Raw genomic sequence first — 17208 nt, forward strand, 5'->3', positions numbered from 1 at the left:
CACACTCGTGCGGATGCCCGAGGCGCCGCCACTCCGCACCGATGCCGAACCGGCCTTGCAGTGGTTCGCCGCGCGTGGCTGGCAGCCGTTCGACTTCCAGCGCGAAGTCTGGTCGGCGCTGACCGGCGGCCGCAGCGGCCTGCTGCATGCGACCACCGGCGCGGGCAAGACCTACGCGGTGTGGCTGGGCGCGCTGCTGCGTGGCCTGGCCTTGGCACGGCCCGCGCGCGGTGCGCCGCCGCTGCAGGTGCTCTGGGTGACGCCGATGCGTGCCCTGGCCGCGGACACCACGCGTGCGCTTTCGCTGCCGCTGGCCGACCTGGCGCCGCACTGGACGCTGGACCAGCGCAGCGGCGACACGCCGGCGGCCGAGCGTGCGCGGCAGGACAGGCGCTTTCCCACCGTGCTGGTCACCACGCCCGAGTCGCTCAGCCTGATGCTGACACGCGAGAACGCCGCCGGGGAACTGGCCGCGGTGCACACCGTCGTCGTCGACGAATGGCACGAACTGATGGGCAACAAGCGCGGCGTGCAGGTGCAACTGGCGATCGCGCGGCTGGGCCGCTGGAATCCGTCGCTGGCGGTGTGGGGACTGTCCGCCACGCTGGGCAACCTCGACGAGGCGATGCGCGTGCTGGTGGGTTCGCGCCAGGCCACGCTGGTGCGGGGCCGCGTCGACAAGGCCCTGGTCATCGACACGCTGCTGCCCGCCCACCCCGGTCGCTTCTCCTGGGGCGGGCACCTCGGCGCGCAGATGCAGCAGCCGGTGGTCGCCGAGATCGAGCGCAGCGGCACCACGCTGGTCTTCACCAACACCCGCTCGCAGGCGGAGATCTGGTACCAGCTGCTCCTGCAGGAGCGGCCGCACTGGGCCGGACTGGTGGCGCTGCACCACGGTTCGCTCGACAAGGAGGTGCGTGAGTGGGTCGAGCGCGGCCTGAAGGAGGGCCGGCTGAAGGCGGTGGTTGCGACCTCGTCGCTCGACCTCGGCGTGGACTTCCTGCCGGTCGAGCGTGTGCTGCAGATCGGCTCGCCCAAGGGCGTCGCGCGGCTGCTGCAGCGCGCCGGCCGCAGCGGCCATGCGCCGGGCCGGCCCAGCCGCGTGACGGTGGTGCCGACCAACACGCTGGAGCTGATCGAAGCCGCCGCGGCGCGCCGCGCCGCGCAGGCCGGCCGCATCGAGAGGCGCGCCGCGCCGGACAAGCCCCTGGACGTGCTGGTGCAGCACCTCGTCACCGTCGCGCTGGGCGGCGGCTTCGAGCCGGAGTCGCTCTACGCGGAGCTGCGCGGCACGCATGCCTACCGCGAGCTCACCCGAGCCGAGCTCCAGTGGGCGCTGGATTTCGTCGAGAAGGGCGGCGCGAGCCTGACCGTCTACCCCGAGTATCACCGCGTGGCGCTCGTCGACGGCCTGTACCGCGTGCCCGACCCCGGCATCGCCAGGCGCCACCGACTGCAGGTGGGCACCATCGTCGGCGACGCCTCGATGCAGGTGAAGTACCTGTCGGGCGGCAGGATCGGCAGCATCGAGGAGAGCTTCATCGCGCGGCTGCGCCCGGGCGACTGCTTCGTGTTCGCCGGCCGTGTGCTGGAGTTCGTGCGTACGCAGGACATGGCGGCCTATGTGCGCAAGGCGGCGAAGAGCCGCGGCATCGTGCCCTCTTGGGCGGGCGGGCGCATGCCGCTGTCCACCGAACTGGCCGATGCGGTGCTGGAGCTGCTCGCCGAGGCTGCGCAGGTCGACGGACTGCGCGACGCGCAGGCGCCCGAGATGCAGGCCGCGGCGCCCATGCTCGCCACGCAGGCGAAGCTGTCGCGGCTGCCGACGCCCGGCACGCTGCTGATCGAGCGCTACCGCTCGCGCGAGGGCGAGCACCTCTACCTCTACCCGTTCGCCGGGCGGCATGTGCACCTGGGCCTGGCCAGCCTACTCGCCTGGCGGCTGGCCCGGCATGCGCCCAATACCTTCAGCATGAGCGTCAACGACCACGGCTTCGAGCTGCTCAGCGCCGAGCCGGTGGACCTGGCCGCGCTGCTCGACAGGCGTGTCTTCGACACCGCGCAGCTGCTCGACGACGTGCTCGCCAGCCTCAACTCCGGCGAGCTGGCGCAGCGGCGCTTCCGCGAGATCGCGCGCGTCTCCGGGCTGGTCTTCAGCGGCTATCCCGGCGCGCCCAAGAGCACGCGGCAGCTGCAGGCCTCCAGCGGCCTGTTCTACGAGGTGTTCCGCAAGCACGATGCCGGCAACCTGCTGCTCTCCCAGGCGCAGCAGGAAGTGCTGAGCCAGGAACTCGACCTGGTCCGTCTGGCCGCCAGCCTGCAGCGCATGGCGGTGCAGCGGCTGGACTTCGTCGAATTGAAGGCGCCCAGCCCGTTCAGCCTCCCGCTGATGGTCGAGCGCTTCCGCGAGAAGCTCAGCAACGAGAAGCTCGCCGACCGGCTCGAACGCATCGTGCGCGATGCGGAGAGAATGGCCGACCGATGAGCAAGTTCACCCGTCTGTTCCAGTTCGCCAACGCCGCACGCCTGGCCACCTACCTGATCGCGCTGTGGAAGCTGTTCAAGCATCCGCAGACGCCGCGCGCCGCCAAGCTCGTCGCCATCGCGGTGATCGCCTATGCGGTCAGCCCGATCGACCTGATTCCCGACTTCATTCCCGTGCTGGGCCAGCTCGACGAGCTGATCCTGCTGCCGCTGGGCGTGGCGCTGGCGGTGAAGCTCACGCCGCCGCCGCTGTGGGAGGCGCGCCTGCGCGAGGCCGAAGCTTCGGCCGAGAACCTGCCGCGCCTGTGGTGGGGCGCGCTGCTCATCCTGCTGGTCTGGGCGGCGATGTTCGGGCTGTTCGTGTGGTGGCTGCTGCGCCTGTTCGCCTCGGCATGAAGGCTGCCCTGCTGTTCCTGGGCCTGGCCTGTGCGGGTGTCGCCCAGGCGATGAGCGGCGTGGTGATCCGCGTCAGCGACGGCGACACCGTCTGGGTGAGGCCCGACGGCGTGCCGGCGCGCAAGCCGGTCAAGCTGCGCCTGATCGGCATCGACGCGCCCGAGCGCTGCCAGGCCTGGGGCACCGAGGCGACCGCGGCGTTGTCTTCGCAGGTGCTGCAGCGTCGCGTCGAGGTGCCCGCGCGCGGCGTCGATGCGTATGGCCGGCTGCTTGGCGGCCTGCTGCTGTCCGACGGGCGCGACGTGAGCGCGTGGATGGTGTCGCAGGGCCATGCCTGGAGCGCGCGCTTCCGCCGCCATCCTGGCCCCTATGCGTCGCAGCAGCGCGATGCGCAGACCCGCCGTGCCGGCTTGTTCGCCGACCCGGCGGCGGTCGAGCCCTGGGTGTTCCGCAAGGCGCACGGCCCGTGCGAGGCCGGCGCCGGCGTCAGAAGTTCTTCATCACCAGGGTGAAGCCGGGCTGGACGATGCTCACGCGAGCCCTTGTGCCCAGGGTGCCGTCTTCGGCCATCTGGAAACAATCGCTCTCGCGGCCGATCACCTGCAAGGTGGCATCGCGGGAGACGCTGCTCAGACACAACAGCACGATGCCGCGCTCGAAGTCGATCGTCCAGGTCGACTCGGTGGTGCCGACGGGCAGTGAGGCGGGCAGGCAGCCGTTCAGATCGTTCAGCGACGCCAGCGCGCCGCTCGCGAAGACCTTCGCCGCACCCGGGGGCAGCGCGCTGGCGGTGGCCAGGCTGCACAGGGCCGCGCCGTTCGCCGGCGTCACACGAACTGCCTCCAGCCGGAAGTCGCTGCTGCGGAAGAACTCGACCGTGCCGCTGCCCAGCGACACGCCGTCCTGCGTCAGTGTCGATGTCAGGATGCTGCGGTCGTGGCTGGTGTCCGTCACCGGGAAGACCGCGGGCGTCGACGGCGCGTAGCTCAGCGTCGCCGAGTAGGCGAGATTGTCCGATCCGGTGCCGCTGACCGTCCAAGTGCCCCCCGTGCCGAGAAGGTTCTGCCAGCCGACCAGCGGGTTGAAGTCCGACGTCGGCGGGACGAACGGGCTGGTGCCGCTGTCGTCATCCCCACCCCCGCAGGCGCTCATCAGCGCGGCGCAGGCCAGCGCGATCCAGACATGGCGTCGATTCATCGGCCTCCTCCTGGCGTCAACGGCCCTCCTGACGCATCAGCGTGCTCTTGCCGAACAGGCTCTCGATCAGGTCCACGGCCAGGGTGGCAGTCTTGTTCCGGACGTCCAGCGCCGGGTTGAGCTCCATCACGTCCAGCGATGCGAGCCGGCCGGTGTCGGCGATCATTTCCATGCACAGCTGCGCCTCGCGGTAGGTCGGTCCGCCGGGCACGGTGGTGCCGACGCCGGGGGCGATCTCCGGGTCGAGGAAGTCGACGTCGAAGCTGACGTGCAGATGCGTGTTCGTGTCCAGCGTGGCCAGGGCCAGCTCCATGGCGTGGCGCATGCCCATCTCGTCGATGTAGCGCATGTCGAACACGTCCAGGCCGGCCTGGTGCACGAAGCGCTTCTCGCCGGGATCGACGCTGCGGATGCCGATCTGGCGCACCGACTTGGGGCTGATCGCCGGTACCGCGCCGCCGATCTCGACCAGTTCCGTCGGCCCGTGTCCGCACAGGCAGGCCACCGGCATGCCGTGGATGTTGCCGCTGGGTGTGAGCTCGCTGGTGTTGAAGTCGGCGTGGGCGTCGAGCCAGAGCACGCGCAGCTTCCTGCCCGTTTCGCGGCAGTGCCGCGCCACCGCGCTGATCGAGCCGATGCCCAGGCAGTGGTCGCCGCCGAGCAGGATGGGCAGTCGGCCGGCCTTCAGCTCGGCATGCACCGCCTCGTGCACCGCGCGGTTCCAGGCCACGACCTCGGCGAGGTGCCGGTAGCCGTCCACCGGCGGCAGCCAGGGGTTGGCCGGACCGGCGAGGTTGCCACGGTCGACCACCTCGAGCCCGTGCGATTCGAGCACCGGAACGATCTGCGCCACGCGCAGCGCCTCCGGCCCCATGCTCGCGCCGCGGCTGCCGGCACCGATGTCGGTGGGTGCGCCGATCAGGCTGACCTGCTTGTTCATGGGCGGCGCCTCCTCAGGTGTCGTCGGCGAACTCGCCGGTGCTCGTCTCGGGCAGGTCGAAGCCGTATTCCTCGGCAAGCACCGTCCAGGCCTCCTCGGCGGTCTCGACGAAGCGGAACAGGCCCGTGTCCCCCGGGCTGATCATGCCGGTCTCGATCAGCCAGTCGAAGTCGATCAGCCGCGTCCAGAACTCGCGTCCGAAGAGCAGGATCGGACGGCGGCGCGACTTGCCGGTCTGCGTCAGCGTGAGCGTCTCGAACAGTTCGTCGAGCGTGCCGAATCCGCCGGGGAAGCACACCAGCGCGATCGAGCGCATGACGAAGTGCATCTTGCGCAGCGCGAAGTAGTGGAACTGGAAGCACAGTTCCGGCGTGATGAAGGGGTTGGGCTGTTGCTCGTGCGGCAGCACGATGTTCAGCCCGATGCTCTTGCCGCCGGTCTCGTGCGCGCCGCGGTTGCCCGCCTCCATGATGCCGGGGCCGCCGCCGGTGACCACGTAGACCGGCGACTCCAGCTCGCGCGACTTGCGCGTCACGATCGCGGCGAAGCGCTGCGCCTCGTCGTAGTAGCGCGACATCGCCACTGTCATCTCGGCGCGGCGGATCGCCTCGGCCTCGCCGGCGGCGCGCGCCGCCTCCAGGCGCTGGAAGGCCACGTCCGGCGGCACGATGCGCGCGCTGCCGAAGATCACGATGGTCGAGCGGATGCCGTGCTCGCTTTGCACCATCTCGGGCTTGAGCAGCTCGAGCTGCATGCGCACCGGGCGCAGTTCCTCGCGAAGCAGGAACTCGGTGTCGGTGAAGGCGAGCCGGTAGGCGCTCTCCGGGCCGGCGTAGCGCGAGGGCTGGATGACGGCTTCGGCGTCCTCTTCCGCGGTCGGGAAGTTGCGCGCGGTCAGGTCCTGTTTCTTGTCCATGGCGCGGAGAATACCCGCGATGCGCCGGGCCTCAGCGTCGCGCGGCGCACACCGGGCAATGCGGCGCGCGCTGCATGCGGATCTCGTGCCACTCCATCGTGCGCGCATCCAGCATCTGCAGCCGGCCGGCCAGGGAGCTGCCGATGCCGGCAAGCAGCTTGAGTGCCTCGGCCGCCTGCACGGTGCCGATGATGCCCACCAGCGGCGCGAACACGCCCATGGTGGCGCAGCGCACCTCCTCGAAGGTGGCCTCCGGCGGGAAGATGCAGGCGTAGCAGGGGTTGGCCTCGGCACGCGTGTCGTAGACGGAGATCTGGCCGTCGAAACCGATCGCCGCGCCCGACACCAGCGGCTTGCGGTGTGCCACGCAGGCGGCGTTGACGGCCTGCCGCGTGGCGAAGTTGTCGCAGCAGTCGACCACCACGTCGGCGCCGGCGACCAACTCGTCCAGGCGCTTCGCATCGGCGCGCTCCTGCAGGGTGATCACGCGAACCTCCGGGTTGATCGCCGCGATCGACTGCGCCGCCGACGTCACCTTGGGCTGGCCGACGCGCGCGAGGTTGTGGGCGATCTGTCGCTGCAGGTTGGTGAAGTCCACCGTATCGTGGTCGACCAGCGTGATCGTGCCGACGCCGGCGGTGCCGAGGTAGAGCGCCACGGGCGAGCCCAGCCCGCCCGCGCCGATGACCAGCGCGTGGCCGGCCAGCAGCCGCGCCTGCCCGTCGACGCCGATCTCGTCGAGCAGGATGTGGCGCGAGTAGCGCAGGAGCTGCGCGTCGCTGAGGCCGTCTTCTGGGTCGTCGCTCATGTGTGCAGCATAGCCTGCGGAAAACGACGACGCCCGCATGGCGGCGGGCGTCGATGGTGGGGCGAAGCGCCCGCTCAGTTGTTCGTCTGCGCTTCGGCCTTGCGCTCCACGGCGGTCTTGCTCACGAGCACCGGCTTGCCCTTCAGGCGGTTCAGCGCCTGGGCAAGCTGGAAGTCGTCGGAGCTGCCGAACTCGGGCAACGGCTTGATCGCGGCCTTCTTCTGCGCCTCTTCCTCGAGCTTCTTGCGCGCTTCCTCGCGTGCCTTCTCGCGTGCGTCGTCCTTCTGCTCGGCGCCCTGGCCGCTGGCGATGTGCTTCTCCAAATCGGCCTCGCGCACGCGCAGCGCCGCGAACACGTTGCCCTCGGCGGTCTCGTCGAGCATCACGTCGGGCACGATGCCCTTGGCCTGGATCGACGCGCCGCTGGGCGTGTAGTAGCGCGCCGTGGTGATCTTCAGCGCGGTGTCGGGGCCGAGCTGGCGCACCGTCTGCACCGAGCCCTTGCCGAAGGTCTGCGCGCCCATGATGGTGGCGCGCTTGTGGTCCTGCAGTGCGCCGGCAACGATCTCGCTGGCGGAGGCGGAGCCTTCGTTGACCAGCACCACCAGCGGCACCCTCTTCACCGCGTCGGGCAGGCGGCGCAGCGGGTCGGCGCCGCCACGGCGCATGTAGTACTCGGGCGAGGCCTTGAAGGTGGCCTTGGAGTCGGCGATCTGCCCGTTGGTGGTGACGACCACCACTTCGGCGGGCAGGAAGGCCGAGGCGATCGCCACCGCACCCTCGAGCAGGCCGCCGGGGTCGTTGCGCAGGTCGAGCACCAGTCCCTTCAGGTTGGGGTCCTGCTTGTAGAGTTCCTCCAGCTTGCGCGCGAAGTCGTCGACGGTGCGATCCTGGAACTGGCTGACGCGCAGCCAGCCGTAGCCCGGCTCGACCATCTTCGCGCGCACGCTCTGCACGCGGATCTCCTCGCGGATGATGGTCACCGGGAAGCTGCGGCTCTCCGCCTTGCGGAACACGGTGAGCACCACCTTGGTGTTGGGCTCGCCACGCATCTTCTTGACCGCCTGGTCCATGGTCAGGCCCTTGACCACGGTGTCGTCGATCTTGGTGATCAGGTCGCCGCTCTTGAGGCCGGCGCGGAAGGCGGGCGAACCCTCGATCGGCGAAACCACCTTGACCAGGCCGTCTTCCATGCCGATCTCGATACCCACGCCGACGAATCGGCCGCTGGTGCCCTCGCGGAATTCCTTGAAGGTCTTCTTGTCGAAAAACTGGGAGTGGGGGTCGAGCCCGGACACCATGCCGGCGATGGCGTCGTTGATGAGCTTTTTCTCGTCGACGGGTTCGACGTAGTCGCTCTTGACCATGCCGAACACCGCGGCGAGCTGCTGCAACTCTTCCAGCGGCAGCTGCGATACCGAGCTGCGGGCGATCGCCTGGAACTGCATGGTGGTCAGCGCGCCGGCGACGGCGCCCGCGGCCAACCAGCCTGCGACCTTGAGTTTGCTACCCATCAACTACCCTTTCAGACCCGCGCGCGCTTTTCCGCACGATTGAACGGCCAGTATAGGGCGCGGGCCGCCTTTGGAGTCGCGCCCCGGCGGGAAAGTTGCACGTCGCGACGGGCTTTCGGGCCGCGCGGTGCCGCCGGCTGATCAGCCGCCCGGACGCTCGAAAGTGACGACGTGGTCGACCTCGGCACGGATGCCGATCCACTCGCCCACCTGGTGGTCGTGGTGGGAGGGCACGTGCGCCAGCAGCTTCTCGCCGCTGGCCAGGCGCAGCGTGTAGAGGAACTCGGCCCCGCGGAAGGCCTTGGTCTCGATGCGTGCCTTCACCGGGGCGTTGTCGTCGTGGACGATGTCGTCCGCACGCAGCAGCACCTCGCACTCGCCGTTCGGGTAGGCGTCGGGCAGCGGGCACTCGGCCATGTCGGTCAGGTCGCCCAGCGGCGTGCGCACGATGCAGTTGCAGTGGCCGCCCACCGGCTCACCCTGCGAGACGATCTTCGCCGGCGCGAACACGCCGTGGCCGATGAAGTCGGCGACGAAGCGGCTGGCCGGGCGGTGGTAGAGCGTGTAGGCATCGTCCCACTGCTCGAGCCGGCCGCGGTTCATGACGCCGATCAATTCGCCAACCGCGAAGGCCTCCATCTGGTCATGCGTGACGAAAAGAGCGGTGGTGCCCGCCTGCTTGAGGATGGCGCGCAACTCCTGGGCGAGGCGCTCGCGCAAGTCGACGTCCAGGCTGGAGAACGGTTCGTCGAGGAGCAGCAGCCGCGGGTTGGGCGCCAGCGCACGCGCCAGCGCGATGCGCTGCTGCTGGCCGCCGGACAACTGGTGCGGAGCACGTCTGGCGGCATGCGCCAGCCCGACCAGGTCCAGCACCTCCTGGGTGCGTGCGCGGCGCTGCGCCGCGCGCAGGTGGCGGATGCCGAAGTCGACGTTGGCTTCCACGCTGAGGTGCGGGAACAGCGCATAGTCCTGGAACACCATGCCGATGCGCCGCGCCTCGGGCGACACGTGCAGGCCGCTGCCGGCGTCGGCGAGCAGCTCGCCGTCGATGACGATGCGGCCTTCCGCCAGCCGCTCCAGCCCCGCGACGGCGCGCAGCAGCGAGGTCTTGCCGCAGCCGGAAGGGCCGATGAGCACGCCGACCTCGCCGCGCCGGAGCACCAGCGACACCGCATCCACCGCTGCTTTCGCCGAGGGGGCGCCGGGGTAGGTCACGCAGGCATGCTCGATGGCCAGGAACATCACCCTATGATATCGGCCTTCGTCCAAGAACGAGAATCGTTCGCATCAGGCTTGCGCCGCGTCAAGCCGTGATGACGATGGCCACCCCCATCCTCGCGCATGTTCCGCCTGCTGACCTTCGCCTGCCTGCTGCTCGCCGTGCCCGTGCTGGGCGTGCTCGGCTCCTGGGTGGCGCTGGACGCCGCGAGCCTCGCGGTGCTGCGCCATCAGCTCGACACGGTGCTGCCCGAGTACGCCCTCAACTCGCTGCTGCTCGCGGCGACGGTGGCGGTGGGCGTGGCGCTGCTCGGCGGCGCCACCGCGGCGCTGGTCGCGCTGTTCGAGTTTCCGCTGCGGCGCCTGTTCGAGTGGGCGTTGCTGCTTCCGCTGGCCATGCCGGCCTACGTGCTCGCCTACGCCGCCACCGACTTCCTGCAGTTCAGCGGGCCGCTGCAGAGCTGGCTGCGCGCCCTCAGCGGCGCCCAGGGTGCGCTGTGGCCCGACGTGCGCAGCCTGTGGGGGGCGGCGGCGATGTTCATCCTCTGCCTCTACCCCTATGTCTACCTGCTGACGCGCGCCGCGCTCAGCGAGCGGGCCGTGCCGCTGATGGAGGCCGCCCGGCTGCTCGGTGCCGGCACGCTGCGCCGCGTCCGCGAGGTGGCGCTGCCGCTGGCGCGGCCGGCGCTGGCTGCCGGGGTGGCGCTGGCGCTGATGGAGACGCTGGCCGACTACGGCGTCGGCTCCTACTTCGGCCTCGCCACCTTCACCACCGGCATCTACAAGGCCTGGCTGGTGATGGTCGACCGCGACGCGGCGGCGCAGCTGGCCTCGGTGCTGCTGGTGCTGGTGGCGCTGCTGCTGTGGGTCGAGCAGCGGGCGCAGAAGCGCCTGCGCTTCGCGGCCACGCGAAGCGGCGCGGTTCATGCCGCCGAAGCGCGGCCGATCGAACTGCACGGCGGCCGCGCTGCGCTGGCGGTGGCGACCTGCGCGCTGCCGGTGCTGCTGGGCTTCGTGCTGCCGGTGGCCGTGCTGCTGCGGCTGGTCTGGCTGGAGGCGGCGAATGCCGAATTCGGCCTGCCCCTGGTGCGCTTCGCGCAGTGGGCCTGGACCAGCTTCCAGCTCGCCGCGCTGGCGGCGCTGCTGGCCACCGCCATCGCGCTCGCGCTCGGCTTCGCGCTGCGCCTGCGCGAGAACGTCGCGCTGCGCACCGCGGCGCGCGTCGTCTCGCTCGGCTATGCCGTGCCCGGCGCAGTGATCGCGGTGGGCATCCTTCTGCCGGTGGGCTGGCTGCAGCAGCAGGTGCCTCAGGCCGGCACCACGGCGCTCGTCACCGGCACGATCTTCGGCCTGGTCTACGCCTACCTGGTGCGCTTCTCGGCGGTGGCGCTGCAGTCGGTCGAGGCTGGCTACGCGCGCGTCCCGCCATCGATCGACGAGACCGCGCGCATGCTCGGCGCCACGCGCGCGCGGCTCTTCGCCGAGTTGCACGCGCCGCTGCTGCGCCGTGCCGGCCTTGCAGCGATGCTGCTCGTCTTCGTCGACGTGATGAAGGAGCTGCCGGCCACCCTGGTGCTGCGGCCGTTCGACAGCGACACGCTGGCGGTGGTGGCCTACCAGCTGGCGCGCGACGAACGTCTCGGCGAGGCAGCACTGCCCTCGCTGGCGATCGTCGCGGTCGGGCTGCTGCCGGTGCTGCTGTTGTCGCGCTCGCTGCGGCCGGACGCGTCGCGCGACTGAGCGGGCCCGCTCAGGCCTCGCCGCGTTCGCGGTCGGCGGTGGTGCGCAGCCACTGCGCGAAGGCGATCACGTCGGGCCGCTGCGCCGCGAAGCGTGCGATGACCAGGAAGTAGCCACGCGGCGTGGCGAAGCGCTTGCCGAACAACGCCACCAGCCGGCCCTGACGCAGGTGACGCTGCACCAGGGCGCCCACGGCCAGTGCCACGCCCTGGCCTTCAAGGGCGGCGTTGAGCAACTGGTCGTACTGGTTGAACTTCAGCGAGCCGGCCGGCTTCAGGCCATGCTGGTTCATGGTCTCGAGCCACACCGACCAGGCTGCGGTGGGCCAGTACTGCTCGGCCTCCGCGAAGTGCAGCAGCACGTGATGGCGCAGGTCGGCCGGTTCGGCCAGCGGCCTTGCGGGGTTGGTGAGCAGCACCGGGCTGCACACCGGCAGAACCTCCTCGCCGAACAGCTTGGGCGAACCGGCGGGGGCCAGGCTGGCCGTGCCGAAGCGAACGGCGATCTCGACCCGCTCCCTCTCGAGGTCGAGCATCTGCTGGTTGGCATCGATGCGGATCTCGATGTCCGGGTGCAGGGCACGGAACTCGGCCAGGCGCGGGACCAGCCACAGCGATGCGAAGCCGATGGTGCACGATACCGTGAGCACCCGCGGCCGCTGCTCGCTGCGGATGCGATCGGCCGTGTCGTTGAGCAGCCGCAGCGCCTCGGCCGTGGCACGGTAGAGCTGCTGGCCGGCGTCGGTGAGGCGGATCTCGCGGTGACGCCGCTCGAACAACGCCAGACCGAGGTGTTCTTCCAGCGCCTGCACCTGTCGGCTCACCGCCGACTGGGTCAGGAAAAGTTCGGCCGCCGCGCGCGTGAAGCTCAGGTGCCGCGCTGATGCCTCGAAACCGCGCAACAGGTCCAAGGACGGCAGGGATCGCTGGGTCATGTTGGGGTATGCATGCGTGTGGCGCATGCAGTGAATTCGGATTTCTCGTTTGATGCGGGCGGCTGCATCGACGAATACTCCGACACAAGCCTCCAGTCAGAAGCTCCACGAGAGTTTCTTCCATGTGTTCAAGGCATGCAAGGAGTAGAAACATGATGGCACCCACAACCGCCGTACCGACCCAGATCGTCTGCCTGTCGCGGCACGAGATTCGGACATTCGAAGGCCGACCCGGCCTGCGCATTGCGAGCCACGGAGGCAGCGTCTGGATCACGCAGGACGGCGACCTGCGCGACGTGGTGATCGACGCCGGCCAGAGCCATGCGCTGGACCGCGACGGTCCGGTCTACGTGCAGGCGCTCGACGACGCGTGGGTGCTGATGCCGGTGACGGTGGCGCCGGCGTCGCATGCGCCCGGCCTGTGGGGCCGTCTGGCGCGAGCCGCGTTCAGCGCTTGAGCTTCATGAACTCGTCGATCAGCTCGCCGGGCAGGGTGTCCATGGGCGCCTCGCTGACGCGCACCCCGCCGAGCAGCTCCAGCGACGAGGCCAGCCAGCCGTTCTCGCGCGGGTCGACCGTCTCCTTCGACGGTGGCGAGTTGATGGCCTTCTTCGGATCGACGTACTCGCCCATCGGCGCGTTCGCAGTGACGCGCCAGACCAGCTTCGCCGGTTGCTGCTTGTTCACCGGGATCCGGGCCATGGGAACCGCCTGTTCTCTACGCCGCGTCCCGAATGGGTCGCCTGCCCACGCATCGTAGCGGAGCGCGGGCGCGGCTGCGTCGGCAAATCCCTAGCTTGCAGTAGGGCGCCGGACTGGCCCCCCCGACAGGAATCGAACCTGTATCTGCCGCTTAGGAGGCGGCCGTTCTATCCGTTGAACTACGGCGGGACGGCGGGGATTCTCGCATCCCTCGCGGCCGGTGCTTCAGTTCCAGCGCCAGGTCCAGATCACGTCCAGCGCGCTGTCCTCGCCGGACTGCGCGCGCAGCGTGAAGCGCTGGGCGATGCGATAGATGAGCTGCCAGGTGCCCGCGGTGGCGTTGAGGCTGCGTTCGTAGCCCACGTACCAGCGGCGCGACAGCTGCTTGCCCAGCGACACGACGGTCTCGCGCAGCTCGTCGTCGCTCTGCCGCACCGACAGCTCGTCCAGCCCGATCGCCTTGGTGAGCGGGCCGGTCGGCCCTTGTCCGCCGCCGCTGAGCAGAGCGATCGCCGCGCGCTGCAGCAAGACGGTGTCGGCCCGGCCCAGGCCTTCGCTGGCACGGCCGAGGACCAGCCAGGACAGCTTGTCGAGGTCGGACATCTCCGGCTCGGAGAACAGTCGCACGCGCGGGTTCAGCGCGCTGCCAGTGACGGCCACGCCGACGCGGACGTCGAGGTTGGGCCGCGTCGCCTCGATGTCCAGCCGCGGGTTCTCGGCCGGGCCGCTGAAGACGAGGTTGCCTCGGTCGATCTGCAGCTTCTGGCCGTAGGCCGCATAGGTGCCGTCCGCGGCGCGCACGGTGCCATTGACCGCCAGCTTGCCGCCCGGCGAGGTGAGTCGCAGTTCGCCTTCCAGGCCGGTCTCCAGGCCGCGGCCGCGCACCCGCAGCCTCTCGCCGAGGTCCACGCGCAGATCGAGCTCGACGCTGGGCATGCGTGCGGATCCGGTTGGACGCGGCGGTGTGCCGGTGGTGGCCGTGGGTCGGCGCGTGACGACCACGTCGTCGGAAAGACTGGGCGCGTCGCTGCGCGTGAAGTCGATCAGGCCCTCGTCGACACCGAGCGTGCCGTCCAGTCGGAGCTTGTCGCGGTCGAGCTGCAGCTGCGAGCGGCCGCTGACGACGATGCGGCGGTCCACCCGGCCAAGCAGCTGGAAGCGCTGCGCCTCGAGCTGCAGCCGCGCCTGCGGCGTCGCCCCGAGCGTGGCGTCTCCGCGGAGCTCGAGCGTGCCGTCGCCGGCGCGGGCGCCGAAGCGCTCGATGCGGGCGCGGTCACCCTGCAGCGCGATCGCCACCTCGCCATCGCTGACGTGTACGCCTTGCAGGAAGTTGCGGACCGACAATTCGCGGCCCCGCACTGCGCCGGTGTACTCCGGCGCGCCGAAGCGCCCGCCGATGCCGGCGCTCACGCTCAGGGCGCCGCCGAGCCGCCAGCCGGCCGGCACCCAGGGCCCCCAGGTGCCGAGATTGGCCACCTGCAGCTCGAGCACCCCCGAGACCGGCGTGTCTGGCGGCGGCCAGGTGGCCTGCGGCGAGGTGCGCGCGACGAACGCGCCGGCGGCCACGCCCACGGTCGATCCGGCCAGGCCCTGGGTGAAGCTCCAGGTGCCGTCGGCCACGTTCAGCCCGAAGCGCAGGTCGGTGAGGCCGAGCGACTGCACGCCGGTCTCGTCGGTGACCGTGAGGTCGCCGCGCTGGCGCTCGAGCACGATGTCGGCGCTGAAGCTCGGCGCGCTGCGCAGCTCGAGCTGGCCGCGCACGGCCAGGTCGCCGCCCCATCCGAAGTCCGGCTGCAGCCGCGCCAGCACCGGCGCCACGGCGAGCGGCTCCATCTCGGCCTGCGCATCGATGCGTGCCGGTGCACCGCCATGCGCGGCCTCCCAGGCCACCCGGGTCCAGCGCAGCATGGCGCCGAACACCTCGGCGCTGCCGGGCTGCAGCAACAGTGCCGCAGCACCGCTGTCCAGCCCGCGGAGTTCGAGTGCGACGTCGCGACTGTGCAGCCAGGCCGATTCACTGCCCGCGGCGCGGGCGTCCAGCAGTTGCAGCGTGCCGCGCCAGCCGCCGACGGCCGCCGCCGCCCCCGGGACAAAGCCGCCTTGTGCCAGCAGCCTTGCCTGGCTCGGCGCCGGCGCCGGCGCCGAGCCGGACGCCGCGCCTGGCTGCAGTGCGTCGGTCCAGGCGGGCGGGCGGGCGTTGCTGCGCGCGACGACCTCCAGCCGGTGTGCGCGGCCGCTGCCCTGTGCGCGCAGCTGTGCCGAGTCGATGCGGGCCGTCCCGAACGTCAGCCCGGCGAGCTCGAGCTCCGCGTCCACCGGCGCGTCGAGCGCCGTGCCGGCCTGCCAGCGTGCCGTGCCGCGCTGCACCTGCAGCGAGCCGGCGCGCAAGAGGTTCGCGTCGATGCGGCCGGTCGAGGCGATGTCCGGCCAGCGCCCGCGGGCCTGCACGCTGGCATCGAGCGATCCGGCCATGCCGAGGCTGGCCGGGTCGGCGCCGGCCAGGCGCACCAGCGGCGCGAGCTTGGCCAGGGCCGGCGCGGCGATGTGGAACTCCCAGCGGTCCTCCGCGCCGCTGCGCCCGGCGACCAGGCGTCCGTCGGCGTCGACGCGATTGCCGTCCAGCTCGGCCTTCAGCGTCGCCTGCATCGCGCCCGCGGCAGCGCCGCGCAGCGTGAGCCGGCCGCGCAGCGGCACGCCGGCGAGCTGGCTGTCGGCCACCGCCAGCGTCGCTTCGCCGCGGACCCGCGCCAGCCGGTCGAGCGCGCTGCCCGCAGCGGCGGTCGGCAGCGTGAGGTCGAACTCGGCGCGCGCATTGAGCTTGTGCGGCCCGCGCCGCCAGGGGGAGTCCTCTTGGCCGCGCCACCATGACGCCGGGTCGAAGTCGGCCAGCGCCGCGCGGCCTTCGAGCTGCCAGGGTGCGCCAGCAGCATTGCGGCGTGCGTCGCCGGCCAGCGTGGCGCGTGCGCCACCGGCACTGGCCTGCGCGCTGCGCAGCACGATGCGCTCGGCAGCGCCGTCGAGTTGCCACTCGCCGTCGAACTGCAGGCGCACGGGAAGGTTCCTGCCGCGGTCGAGCACGGTGCCGGCCAGCTCGCCGCGTGCCGCCGCCGCTTGCGGCACGGCGCCGGGCGGGCTGCCGGACAGCGTGAGCGGGCCGTCCAGCCGCATCGTCGGCGCGCGCGCGTCGAGCCGCTCGGGCTGCAGCGCCGCCAGGGTGGCCTGCAGCGCCCAGCCCTCGCGCGACCAGTGTCCCTGGCCCTGCACCCGGCCGGCCGGCAGCCGCGGCGAGCCGAGTTCTGCCTGCAGCGTGCGGAACTCCAGCCGTGTCGGGTCGTCGGGCCGCGCGCGCAGCGCCAGCACGAGGCTGCGCAGCGGCAGGCGCCCTTCGTTCCAGCGCCCTGGCGCGGCGTTGTCCAGCGTCGCGTTCACTTCCGCCAGCTGGTCTGCGGCGCGGCTGGTCACGCGTGCCGAACCGCTGAGCGCGGTGGCTGGGGCTGCGGGGTGGAAGGCCGAGAGGTCCAGGCCCTGCGCCTTCGCCTGCAAATCACCGAGCGGCCAGGCATCGAACGGATGCAGCGTGGCGTCCAGGTCCAGCGTCTGCGCCGGCAGCGGCGGCCCGCCCGCAGCGCGTTCCGGCTGGGCGCGCAGCATGGCCTGCAGGCGCGGCGCGGCCAACGGCCCGGCCAGCGTGGCGCGGCCCGACCACAGCGCGTTGGCCAGTGCGCCTTCCTGCACCACTGTCGCCGTGGCGTGCAGCGGCAGCGGCGCGTCGCCGCCCAGCGTGGCGCTGCCGCTGGCACGCAAGCGGCCGAAGGCGAGGCTGAGGTCGTCGAGCCGGTGCGCCGTGCCGCCCTCGCCGCCGAGTTGCAGGCGGGCGCGCACCTGCTGCACGGGCGTCTGGCCCAGCGGGGTCAGGGTCAGCGTCTCGACCTGCAGGGAGGCCACCTGCAGTTCCACGGGCAGCCACAGCGATGACGGTGGCGGCGTGGGCGTCGGGGCCGCCGCGCCGGGCTTCACCATCACCGCGCCCGCGGCCAGACGGTCGATCGTCAGGCGAGGCCGCCAGGACGACGCACGCCCGAGGTGCAGTCCGCGCCACGACGCGCCGTCGATGGTGAGCAGGCCACCGCGCGGCAGTGCGATCTCGAGACGTTGCACGTCCAGGTCGCCGAGCAGGGCGCCTCGCACGCCACTGGCCTGCAGCCCGGGCAGGCGCGCCAGCACCCAGGCAGCACCCGCCTCGGTGCGCAACAACCACAATGCGGCCGCGAACAGGCAGGACGCCGCGGCGACAGCGACCGCCGCCGCCCCTCCCCAGCGGCCCCATCCGGGCCTGCGCTCGCGTGCCGGTTTCATGGC

14 protein-coding genes and 1 tRNA gene are annotated in these 17208 nt (G+C 71.5%); 5 read left to right on the forward strand and 10 right to left on the reverse strand.

The genetic code is table 11. From position 1 onward, the window contains the following. Window positions 1-13 precede the first annotated feature (13 nt). Genes Q0599_RS22405 through Q0599_RS22415 form a run of 3 tightly spaced genes read left to right on the forward strand, consistent with a single transcriptional unit; the run spans window position 14 to window position 3392 of the window. A complete protein-coding gene (locus Q0599_RS22405) occupies window positions 14-2485 on the forward strand; it encodes a ligase-associated DNA damage response DEXH box helicase (RefSeq protein WP_298834777.1) in 2472 nt (823 codons plus the stop codon). Beyond that, complete coding sequence (locus Q0599_RS22410; RefSeq protein WP_298834672.1) at window positions 2482-2880, forward strand: YkvA family protein; 399 nt, start codon at window positions 2482-2484, stop codon at window positions 2878-2880. Before Q0599_RS22405 ends, Q0599_RS22410 begins: the two co-directional genes overlap by 4 nt. After that, window positions 2877-3392 carry a thermonuclease family protein gene (locus Q0599_RS22415; protein WP_298834673.1) on the forward strand — a complete coding sequence of 172 codons (516 nt, stop codon included), beginning with the start codon at window positions 2877-2879 and terminating at the stop codon, window positions 3390-3392. The genes Q0599_RS22410 and Q0599_RS22415 overlap by 4 nt, the downstream gene beginning before the upstream one ends. Here the strand turns inward: Q0599_RS22415 and Q0599_RS22420 are convergent. The 6 genes from Q0599_RS22420 to Q0599_RS22445 all read right to left on the reverse strand — a co-directional run bounded on the left by Q0599_RS22420 (window position 3367) and on the right by Q0599_RS22445 (window position 9497). Beyond that, window positions 3367-4077 carry a hypothetical protein gene (locus Q0599_RS22420; RefSeq protein WP_298834674.1) on the reverse strand — a complete coding sequence of 237 codons (711 nt, stop codon included), beginning with the start codon at window positions 4075-4077 and terminating at the stop codon, window positions 3367-3369. The two genes, Q0599_RS22415 and Q0599_RS22420, sit on opposite strands and share 26 nt — an antisense overlap. Before the next feature lie 16 nt (window positions 4078-4093). Beyond that, window positions 4094-5017 carry an arginase gene (gene rocF / locus Q0599_RS22425; RefSeq protein ID WP_298834675.1) on the reverse strand — a complete coding sequence of 308 codons (924 nt, stop codon included), beginning with the start codon at window positions 5015-5017 and terminating at the stop codon, window positions 4094-4096. A gap of 13 nt (window positions 5018-5030) precedes the next feature. Next, window positions 5031-5933, reverse strand: a complete 903-nt coding sequence (locus tag Q0599_RS22430) for an LOG family protein (RefSeq protein ID WP_298834676.1) — start codon at window positions 5931-5933, stop codon at window positions 5031-5033. 31 nt (window positions 5934-5964) lie between these two features. Further along, entirely contained in the window at window positions 5965-6741 is a 777-nt protein-coding gene (locus Q0599_RS22435) for a molybdopterin-synthase adenylyltransferase MoeB (protein WP_298834678.1), read from the reverse strand. 74 nt (window positions 6742-6815) lie between these two features. Continuing rightward, window positions 6816-8255 (reverse strand): S41 family peptidase, encoded by a 1440-nt coding sequence (locus Q0599_RS22440; RefSeq protein WP_298834680.1) that lies wholly within the window; start codon window positions 8253-8255, stop codon window positions 6816-6818. Between the two features lie 141 nt (window positions 8256-8396). Further along, on the reverse strand, window positions 8397-9497 hold the full coding sequence (locus Q0599_RS22445; protein WP_298834682.1) for an ABC transporter ATP-binding protein: 1101 nt from the start codon (window positions 9495-9497) through the stop codon (window positions 8397-8399). Between the two features lie 99 nt (window positions 9498-9596). Here Q0599_RS22445 and Q0599_RS22450 point away from each other — a divergent pair, with 99 nt between their 5' ends. Then, window positions 9597-11213: an iron ABC transporter permease gene (locus Q0599_RS22450; protein ID WP_298834684.1), complete on the forward strand. Its 1617-nt coding sequence runs from the start codon at window positions 9597-9599 to the stop codon at window positions 11211-11213. 10 nt (window positions 11214-11223) lie between these two features. On the opposite strand, the gene gcvA is transcribed toward Q0599_RS22450, so the two are convergent. Beyond that, window positions 11224-12147 (reverse strand): transcriptional regulator GcvA, encoded by a 924-nt coding sequence (gcvA, locus tag Q0599_RS22455; protein ID WP_298834686.1) that lies wholly within the window; start codon window positions 12145-12147, stop codon window positions 11224-11226. Window positions 12148-12299: 152 nt separating this feature from the next. On the opposite strand from gcvA, the gene Q0599_RS22460 reads away from it, so the two are divergent. Next, the gene (locus Q0599_RS22460) at window positions 12300-12605 is read left to right on the forward strand and encodes a DUF2917 domain-containing protein (RefSeq protein WP_298834688.1); all 306 of its coding nucleotides are present in this window, start codon (window positions 12300-12302) and stop codon (window positions 12603-12605) included. On the opposite strand, the gene Q0599_RS22465 is transcribed toward Q0599_RS22460, so the two are convergent. The 3 genes from Q0599_RS22465 to Q0599_RS22475 form a co-directional block, all read right to left on the reverse strand. Beyond that, window positions 12595-12849, reverse strand: coding sequence for a hypothetical protein (locus Q0599_RS22465; protein WP_298834690.1), 255 nt, complete (start codon window positions 12847-12849; stop codon window positions 12595-12597). The two genes, Q0599_RS22460 and Q0599_RS22465, sit on opposite strands and share 11 nt — an antisense overlap. A 114-nt stretch (window positions 12850-12963) precedes the next feature. Further along, window positions 12964-13038, reverse strand: a tRNA-Arg gene (locus Q0599_RS22470). A 36-nt stretch (window positions 13039-13074) separates the two neighbouring features. Then, window positions 13075-17205 (reverse strand): translocation/assembly module TamB domain-containing protein, encoded by a 4131-nt coding sequence (locus Q0599_RS22475; protein ID WP_298834692.1) that lies wholly within the window; start codon window positions 17203-17205, stop codon window positions 13075-13077. Between the last annotated feature and the right edge of the window lie 3 nt (window positions 17206-17208).

The organism is uncultured Piscinibacter sp. (assembly GCF_937952055.1).
In the GTDB taxonomy this organism is placed as follows: Bacteria; Pseudomonadota; Gammaproteobacteria; order Burkholderiales; family Burkholderiaceae_C; genus Piscinibacter.

Coding starts and splice junctions, on each gene's coding strand:
- gcvA (WP_298834686.1), bottom strand. CDS start 12,147: ATGACCCAGCGATCCCTGCCGTCCTTGGACCTGTTGCGCGGTTTCGAG.
- Q0599_RS22405 (WP_298834777.1), top strand. CDS start 14: ATGCCCGAGGCGCCGCCACTCCGCACCGATGCCGAACCGGCCTTGCAG.
- Q0599_RS22410 (WP_298834672.1), top strand. CDS start 2,482: ATGAGCAAGTTCACCCGTCTGTTCCAGTTCGCCAACGCCGCACGCCTG.
- Q0599_RS22460 (WP_298834688.1), top strand. CDS start 12,300: ATGATGGCACCCACAACCGCCGTACCGACCCAGATCGTCTGCCTGTCG.
- Q0599_RS22430 (WP_298834676.1), bottom strand. CDS start 5,933: ATGGACAAGAAACAGGACCTGACCGCGCGCAACTTCCCGACCGCGGAA.
- Q0599_RS22450 (WP_298834684.1), top strand. CDS start 9,597: ATGTTCCGCCTGCTGACCTTCGCCTGCCTGCTGCTCGCCGTGCCCGTG.
- Q0599_RS22475 (WP_298834692.1), bottom strand. CDS start 17,205: ATGAAACCGGCACGCGAGCGCAGGCCCGGATGGGGCCGCTGGGGAGGG.
- Q0599_RS22420 (WP_298834674.1), bottom strand. CDS start 4,077: ATGAATCGACGCCATGTCTGGATCGCGCTGGCCTGCGCCGCGCTGATG.
- Q0599_RS22440 (WP_298834680.1), bottom strand. CDS start 8,255: ATGGGTAGCAAACTCAAGGTCGCAGGCTGGTTGGCCGCGGGCGCCGTC.
- Q0599_RS22445 (WP_298834682.1), bottom strand. CDS start 9,497: ATGTTCCTGGCCATCGAGCATGCCTGCGTGACCTACCCCGGCGCCCCC.
- Q0599_RS22415 (WP_298834673.1), top strand. CDS start 2,877: ATGAAGGCTGCCCTGCTGTTCCTGGGCCTGGCCTGTGCGGGTGTCGCC.
- Q0599_RS22435 (WP_298834678.1), bottom strand. CDS start 6,741: ATGAGCGACGACCCAGAAGACGGCCTCAGCGACGCGCAGCTCCTGCGC.
- rocF (WP_298834675.1), bottom strand. CDS start 5,017: ATGAACAAGCAGGTCAGCCTGATCGGCGCACCCACCGACATCGGTGCC.
- Q0599_RS22465 (WP_298834690.1), bottom strand. CDS start 12,849: ATGGCCCGGATCCCGGTGAACAAGCAGCAACCGGCGAAGCTGGTCTGG.